A 4,114-nucleotide genomic window follows, 5' to 3' on the forward strand; every position below is an offset into this window, starting at 1 on the left:
GCGAAGGGGGAAGAACGGAACCAGCTAACGGGAGGGTTGTTAGCTGTTGCGTTTATTGCGATTGAAAGCTACATAGTGTTGCAAACGCAGCACCAAGGAGGGAGCTATGCCGGCCGCCGCCCGAGCACGTGTCTTTGATGACCGCTTGCCATCGGACGCCGAAATCGAGAACGCGAACCATCTTCGACAAGTCCTTGCGAGCCAAATCAAGGACAATGAGCCGACCTGTCTCAGGCTGGCCCTTGACGCTCAGACGCGTGCGGAGGTCGTCCTTTCGCCTGCTCTCGCGCGCTCGTTTATGGATTTGCTGCGGCATGTTGGAAGCGGTCGCGCCGTTACCATAGTTCCCACTGAGGAAAGGCTGACCACGCAGAGAGCAGCAGATCTTCTTAACGTGTCTCGTCCTCATTTGATAAAGCTGCTTGAGCGGAAAGAGATTCCTCATACAATGGTCGGGCGTCATCGGCGCGTTCGAGCGCAGGATCTTTTTGAATACAGGGAGCGCCGGGACGCTGAGCGTGCTGCAGCCCTCTCGGAACTAGCCGAAATGGATGCAGACCTGATTTAGGCAAGCGCTGTGCGCGCCAATCAGTATACTGCACTGATCGACGCCTGTGCGCTGGCTGGCGCGCTGACGCGCAACATGATCCTGAGCCTAGCGGAAGCCGGATTTTTCCGGCCCCGCTGGTCTCAGGATATCCTGTCTGAGACAGAACGCGCGATATGCGACATTCTTCGTAAGAGGGGCGAAGCTACACCAGCGACCGTTGCCGCTCGACAACGAGCAGCAATAACCAGAGCCTTCCCCGAAGCCTCCGTCGAAGGATATGAGACGTTAGTGGCTGGGCTCGACCTGCCAGATCAGAACGACCGACACGTCCTTGCCGCTGCGATCCAAGCGCGGGCGGCGGTTATCGTAACAACCAACACAAAGGACTTCCCTTCTAGCTACCTAGCCACCCTCAATCTACAAGCATCAACTCCTGATCGCTTTTTAGCCGACGTTATCGACCTTTACACTCCTGATGCCGTTGCCGCCCTCAGAACGATGCGAGAGCGATTCAAGCGTCCAGAACTGGATGCTGAGTCCCTACTCAGACGAATGGAGAGTGTGGGCTTAACAGATACCGTTAACCTCCTGATCAGCGAAACTAAGTCCCTCTAGGGCGGCTGTGACGGCTTTCGCAGGCAAGCCGGCTTGCAATGTCTAGAGTCGCCCGGCCCGGTCATGGACAGGCCGTGAACACGGGCTGCAAGGTCGTCATTGCGCCGGTGCGGCTTGCGCTTCGGGGCATGTCGTCCCGAGATGAGCCGCGACGGAGATCCCCATGCAGCTCACAGGCATCCACCACCTCACCGCCATCACGGCCCGGCCGGCCGAGAACCACGCCTTCTATACTGGCACGCTCGGCATGCGCCTGGTGAAGAAGACCGTGAACCAGGACGACGTCTCGGCCTACCATCTGTTCTACGCCGACGGCGAAGCCTCGCCCGGCTCCGACCTCACCTTCTTCGACTTCCCGGTCGGGCCCGAGCGGCGCGGCACCCACAGCATCACCCGGACCGGCCTGCGGGTGGCCGGCGAGGGGACGCTGCGCTGGTGGGCCGACCGGCTCTCCGGGCAGCAGGTCCGGCACGGCACCGTGCACGAGCGCGACGGGCGCCTGACGCTCGATGTCGAGGATGCCGAGGGCCAGCGCTTCGCCCTGGTGGACGACCGCGGCGAGGGCGCGAGCCATCCCTGGGCCAAGAGCCCCGTTCCGGCCGAGCACCAGATCCGCGGCCTCGGGCCGATCACCCTCAGCGTGCCGCGCCCCGAGCCGACCGACGTGGTGCTGCGCGAGCTGATGGGGATGCGCCAGGTGCGCGCCTACCAGGGCGCCGGCGCGGTCCGCACGCTGGTCTATGAGATGGGCGAGGGCGGGCCAGGGGCGGAGCTGCACGTCGCCGTGGAGCCCGGGCTGCCCGTCGCCGAGCAGGGGGCCGGCGCGGTGCACCATGTCGCCTTCCGGGTGCCGGACGCGGAATACGGCGCCTGGGCCGACCGGCTGAAGGCCGTCCGCAACCGCCTGCCGTCGAGCGGGCCGGTGGACCGGTTCTATTTCCGGAGCCTGTATTTCCGCGAGCCGAACGGCATCCTGTTCGAGATCGCGACCGACGGTCCGGGTTTCGCGGCCGACGAGCCCAAGGAGAGCCTGGGCGAGCGCCTCGCCCTGCCGCCCTTCCTCGAGGGACGGCGGGCCGAGATCGAACGGGGGCTGAAGCCGCTGGTGACCGGCTAGCGGCTACCCGACCACGTCCGTCGACGGGCGGTCGCTGCCCCGAGCGGTTTCGTCGTGCCACTGGCCCTTGGCATCCTGGAACCGGATCGGGGCGGTTTCGCCCGGAATGCGCTGCTCGGCGGCGACCCGGTCGGCGGCGGCACGGGCCGCCTCGTGGCTCGGGAACGTCTCGGAAAACACGTCGCCGAGCTTGTAGGCCCAGCCGCCGTCATGCTCGACGACCTGGTAGGTCACGTCAGCCATCACTGTCCTCCCGAATGCCCGTCGGGGGAACGGGCCGGCCCGGGGCCGGTTCCGGATCGGCCGCGGTGAGCGCGGCGACGCCGCCTCAGAGCTCCCGCTTCAGCCGGTACAGCGCCTCCAGCGCCTCGCGGGGCGAGAGGTCGTCGGGGTCGATGGCGGCGAGCGCCTCGCGCAGCGGATCGGCCTCCGGGCGGACGTCGGCGGCCGGGGCCCGGTCCGGCGCCGCGGGCGGGCGGGCCGCGGCGAAGAGGGGCAGGTCGTCCAGGAGGAGGGCTTTGGGCCGCTCCCGGTCGCTCCGCTCGAGTTCGGTCAGGATGATCTTGGCCCGGGCGACGACGGAGGGCGGCAGGCCGGCGAGGCGCGCCACCTGGAGCCCGTAGCTCCGGTCGGCGGCGCCCGGCACGACCTCATGCAGAAACACCACGTCGCCTTCCCATTCGGTCACCCGGAGCGTCGCGTTGGCGAGACGCGGCAAGCGGTCCGCCAGCGCCGTGAGCTCGTGGTAATGGGTCGCAAACAGCGCCCGGCAGCGGTTCTCCTCGTGCAGGTGCTCGATCGCCGCCCAGGCGATGGACAGGCCGTCGAAGGTGGCCGTGCCGCGGCCGATCTCGTCCAGGATCACGAGCGAGCGGTCGGTGGCCTGGTTCAGGATGGCGGCGGTTTCCACCATCTCGACCATGAAGGTGGAGCGGCCGCGCGCCAGGTCGTCCGCCGCGCCGACGCGCGAAAAGAGCCTGTCGACGATCCCGATCCGGGCGGCGCGGGCCGGCACATAGGAGCCGGTCTGGGCCAAAATCGCGATCACGGCGGCCTGGCGCAGGAAGGTCGATTTGCCGCCCATATTGGGCCCCGTCACGAGCAGGATGCGGCCCGGCCCGGCGGCGTCGCCGAGGTGGCAATCGTTTGCGATGAAGGCGGTGCCGGCCTCACGCAGGGCCGCCTCGACAACCGGGTGGCGCCCGCCTTCGATCGCGAAGCCGACACCCCGGTCGATGGCCGGCCGCGACCAGCCGGCCCCCGCCGCCAGTTCGGCGAAGCCGGCCGTGACGTCGAGGCAGGCCAGCGCCTCGGCGGCGGCCGAAATCGGCCCCGCCGCCATGGCGGCCTGCTCCACCAGCCGCTCGAAATGCGCCAGTTCCAGCCTGAGGGCACGGTCGCCGGCCGAGGCGATGCGGGCTTCCAGCTCGCCGAGTTCCACGGTGGTGAACCGCATGGCGCCCGACATGGTCTGGCGGTGCACGAAGCGGCCGCGGGCCTCGCCCCGCAGCAGGTCCTCACCGGCCGCGCTCGGGACCTCCACGAAGTAGCCGATCATGCCGTTGTGCTTGATCCGCAGCGTACGGCAGCCGGTCTCCTCCGCGTATCGGGCCTGGAGGGCGGCGATGACGCGGCGTGAATCCTGCGCCAGCGCCCGCGCCTCATCGAGGGCCGGGTCGAAATCCGCCCGCACGAAGCCGCCGTCGCGCCGGTTCAGCGGCAGCTCGTCGCCGATCGCGGCCCGCAGCGCCTCGGCCAGCGCCGGGTCCAGCGCCTCCAGGGCGGCGACCGCCGCCCCGATCTCGGCCGGAGGCGGCTCGGACCGGGCGATC

The 4,114-nt window shown here is 68.3% G+C and carries 5 protein-coding genes; 3 read left to right on the top strand and 2 right to left on the bottom strand.

Annotated elements, in window-relative coordinates; genetic code table 11:
- The first annotated feature begins 106 nt into the window (after positions 1-106).
- The 3 genes from JWR86_RS16560 to JWR86_RS16570 all read left to right on the top strand — a co-directional run bounded on the left by JWR86_RS16560 (position 107) and on the right by JWR86_RS16570 (position 2,282).
- Positions 107-568 carry a helix-turn-helix domain-containing protein gene (locus JWR86_RS16560; protein WP_299567478.1) on the top strand — a complete coding sequence of 154 codons (462 nt, stop codon included), beginning with the start codon at positions 107-109 and terminating at the stop codon, positions 566-568.
- Positions 569-577: 9 nt separating this feature from the next.
- Positions 578-1,165 carry a PIN domain-containing protein gene (locus JWR86_RS16565; protein WP_299567480.1) on the top strand — a complete coding sequence of 196 codons (588 nt, stop codon included), beginning with the start codon at positions 578-580 and terminating at the stop codon, positions 1,163-1,165.
- Between the two features lie 163 nt (positions 1,166-1,328).
- On the top strand, positions 1,329-2,282 hold the full coding sequence (locus tag JWR86_RS16570) for a ring-cleaving dioxygenase (RefSeq protein WP_299567481.1): 954 nt from the start codon (positions 1,329-1,331) through the stop codon (positions 2,280-2,282).
- Between the two features lie 3 nt (positions 2,283-2,285).
- Here the strand turns inward: JWR86_RS16570 and JWR86_RS16575 are convergent, their stop codons facing one another.
- Both JWR86_RS16575 and mutS read right to left on the bottom strand, forming a co-directional pair.
- Positions 2,286-2,525, bottom strand: a complete 240-nt coding sequence (locus JWR86_RS16575; RefSeq protein ID WP_299567482.1) for a DUF2188 domain-containing protein — start codon at positions 2,523-2,525, stop codon at positions 2,286-2,288.
- A gap of 85 nt (positions 2,526-2,610) precedes the next feature.
- The coding region (mutS, locus tag JWR86_RS16580; protein ID WP_299567483.1) for a DNA mismatch repair protein MutS at positions 2,611-4,114 on the bottom strand (1,504 nt) is incomplete at its 5' end.

It is taken from the genome of Enterovirga sp. (genome assembly GCF_028290205.1).
In the GTDB taxonomy this organism is placed as follows: Bacteria; Pseudomonadota; Alphaproteobacteria; order Rhizobiales; family Beijerinckiaceae; genus Enterovirga.

Coding starts and splice junctions, on each gene's coding strand:
- JWR86_RS16570 (WP_299567481.1), top strand. CDS start 1,329: ATGCAGCTCACAGGCATCCACCACCTCACCGCCATCACGGCCCGGCCG.
- JWR86_RS16575 (WP_299567482.1), bottom strand. CDS start 2,525: ATGGCTGACGTGACCTACCAGGTCGTCGAGCATGACGGCGGCTGGGCC.
- JWR86_RS16560 (WP_299567478.1), top strand. CDS start 107: ATGCCGGCCGCCGCCCGAGCACGTGTCTTTGATGACCGCTTGCCATCG.